The following is a 2,148-nucleotide window of genomic DNA, read 5'->3' on the forward strand; positions in this document are numbered from 1 at the left end:
GGGTATCCGGGTCGCCGCCCGGAGCCGGGCCCGAAGCCCTGGCGGCGACCCGGATACCCGTGGCCGGGGCCGGCGGACCGACGATCCGCGGCCCGGTGCCCGTACCGGCGCTGGCACTCGTGCCGCTGGCATCCGTGGCGATGCTGACGCTTGTGGCAGGGCTGACACCGGCACTCGCGCTCGTGCCGGAGCCGGCGCTCGTGCCGGGACCGGCGCTCGTGGCGGCGTTGGTCGCCGTTCCCGCGCTGGTGCCGGCGCCCGCGCCGGACCACCCCGGACGGCCGTCGTCGATCACAGGACCACCTTCTCCTCACCGACGGCGGTGGACCTCCCGGGCGTCCTCCCGGCCCGGCGCCCGTCCCGCGTGATCAGCGGAATCATCGTGACCCCTCCCGGCCCTCGCGCGGCCGAACCGGACGCGGACGCGCGGATGCCCCGCCCTGCCCTAACCCACAGAACAACAAGTGTCCACGACGGGAACACCGCCACTCATTCGGGACCTCACCGACGACGCGCCGTAACCCCACGCTGAGACAACCAGGCGTTCCGTATCCGTCCGGTGGCCCCGGCGGCCCGGCGCGAACCGGTCGGACGGGCGTCGCCGGGCGTCGCCGGGCGCGCCGGTTTGCGTCCCGCCAGCGGGGCGTGTGTTGTCGGGGCCAGCGCTCAGGCGAACCGCGGACAGCGACGGATCGGGGCGGGAGAGATCATGAGTGAGACCGGCCAGGCTCAGCTGCCCCCGCGGGGCGGGCCCGGACTGCCGCAGGTCCGCCGGCTGGTCACCGCGATACCCGGGCCGCGCTCGGTGGAGCTGGCGAAACGCCGGTCCCAGGCGGTGGCCCGCGGGGTCGGCGAAACCCTGCCCGTCTACGTCGCGGCGGCCGGCGGTGGCGTGCTGGTGGACGTCGACGGGAACTCGCTGATCGACTTCGGTTCCGGCATCGCGGTGGTGAGCGTCGGCAACGCCGCCGACGCTGTCGTGGAGAACGTGCGCGAGCAGGCCGGGCTCTTCACCCACACCTGTTTCATGGTGACTCCCTACGAGGGCTACGTCACCGTGTGCGAGGAGCTCGCCCGGCTCACCCCGGGCCGGCACGAGAAACGGTCCGCCCTGTTCAACTCGGGCGCCGAGGCGGTCGAGAACGCGGTGAAAATCGCCCGGGCCCACACCGGACGGTCCGCCGTCGTGGCGTTCGCGCACGCCTACCACGGCCGGACGAACCTGACGATGGCACTGACCGCGAAGTCGATGCCCTACAAGCACCACTTCGGGCCGTTCGCCCCGGAGATCTACCGGATGCCGATGGCCTACCCCTACCGCTGGCCGGGCGGCCCCGCCGCATGCGGCGAACAGGCCGCGGCCCAGGTGGTGGAGACGATCGCCACGGAGATCGGCGCGGAGAACGTCGCCGCGCTCGTCATCGAACCGATCCAGGGCGAGGGCGGCTTCATCGTCCCCGGCACCGGCTTCCTGACCCGACTGGCCGAGTTCTGCGCGCAGACCGGGATCGTGTTCGTCGCCGACGAGGTGCAGACGGGCTTCGCCCGCACCGGCGACATGTTCGCCTGCGAGCACGAGGGCATCGTTCCGGATCTGATCGTCACCGCGAAGGGCATCGCCGGCGGCCTGCCGCTCGCCGCGGTCACCGGACGCGCGGGAATCATGGACTCACCCCACGTCGGCGGCCTCGGCGGGACCTACGGCGGCAACCCGGTCGCCTGCGCCGCCGCGCTCGGCGCGATCGCCACCATCGAGCGCGGGGACCTCACCGCCCGCGCCCGCCACATCGAGCGGATCGCGATGCCCCGTCTGCTCGCCCTACGCGACCGCTACCCGTTCATCGGGGACGTCCGCGGCCGCGGCGCCATGCTCGCCCTCGAACTCGTCGCCGACCCGACCGAGGGAACGCCACCCAACCAGCCCGCGCCCGCGCCCGCGCCCGACCGGATGGTGACGGTGGCCGCCGCGGCAGAGGCCCACCGCCGCGGGCTCGTCCTGCTCACCGCGGGCACCTGGGGCAACGTGCTGCGCCTGCTGCCCCCACTCGTGATCCCCGACAACCTCCTCCTCGAGGGCCTGGACATCCTGGACGAGGTCTTCGCCGACATCGCCAGGCACCGCCCCCGCCCCCGACTCCAGGGTCACTG

1 protein-coding gene and 1 pseudogene are annotated in these 2,148 nt (G+C 73.7%); one reads left to right on the plus strand and one right to left on the minus strand.

Translation table 11 applies throughout. The features are described 5' to 3' along the window. Nucleotides 1-295 (minus strand): annotated as a pseudogene (locus FMEAI12_RS34720) (hypothetical protein); the annotation flags it as partial. Between the two features lie 414 nt (nt 296-709). Here FMEAI12_RS34720 and gabT point away from each other — a divergent pair. Continuing rightward, nucleotides 710-2,148, plus strand: a 1,439-nt coding sequence (gabT, locus tag FMEAI12_RS34725) for a 4-aminobutyrate--2-oxoglutarate transaminase (RefSeq protein WP_112109282.1), incomplete at its 3' end; no start/stop codon positions are given.

The organism is Parafrankia sp. Ea1.12 (assembly GCF_900465275.1).
In the GTDB taxonomy this organism is placed as follows: Bacteria; Actinomycetota; Actinomycetes; order Frankiales; family Frankiaceae; genus Parafrankia; species Parafrankia soli.